Origin of the sequence: Methylobrevis pamukkalensis, from assembly GCF_001720135.1 — a bacterium.
In the GTDB taxonomy this organism is placed as follows: Bacteria; Pseudomonadota; Alphaproteobacteria; order Rhizobiales; family Pleomorphomonadaceae; genus Methylobrevis; species Methylobrevis pamukkalensis.
Genome location: NZ_MCRJ01000307.1, coordinates 1 through 650, shown reverse-complemented (window position 1 = coordinate 650; position 650 = coordinate 1). Strand labels below are relative to the sequence as shown.

1 protein-coding gene is annotated in these 650 nt (G+C 71.4%); it reads left to right on the top strand.

The window, feature by feature from the left end; all coding sequences use genetic code 11:
• The coding region (locus tag A6302_RS20680) for an SDR family oxidoreductase (RefSeq protein ID WP_141704080.1) at positions 1 to 481 on the top strand (481 nt) is incomplete at its 5' end.
• Positions 482 to 650 lie beyond the last annotated feature (169 nt).

The window sequence follows — 650 nt, the reverse complement described above, 5'->3', positions numbered from 1 at the left end:
CCTCGACCGCATGGCGCCGGTCGGCGAGACCGACGACGCGCTGTGGGAGAAGGTGCTGGCCGTCAACCTCACCGGCCCGTTCCGCGTCACCCGCGCGGCGCTGCCGGCCATGCTGGCGCGCGGCGGCGGCATCTTCGTCAACACCTGCTCGATCGCCAGTTTCCTCGGCGGCCGGGCCGGCTTTGCCTACACCGCCACCAAGCACGGCATCCTCGGCCTCACCCGCGCGGTCGCGGCCGAATACGGCGACCGCGGCATCCGCTGCAACGGCATCGCGCCGGGCTCGGTGAAGACCGGCATCGCGCAGGACATGACCATTTCCGAAGCCGGCTGGGCGCTGCGCACCAAGGGCCTTGCCACGAGGCCACCCCAGGCGACCGGTGCCGACATCGCGCCGACGGCGGTGTTCCTCGCCTCCGATGCGGCCGCCTACATCAACGGCACCTGCCTCGTCGCCGATGCCGGCTGGACCGCCTACTGAAAGGTAGGAAAACCCCGCCCACCAAGAGCGGCGCCATGGCACAGGGAGGACCGATGTCCGTCCGACGATTGCAGAACACATGGGTGGCCGCCGCCGACATGGCCGCCGGCCGCGCCTTCTACGAGACCCTGCTCGGCACCGCGCCACGCTTTGCGGACGGCGACCGCTG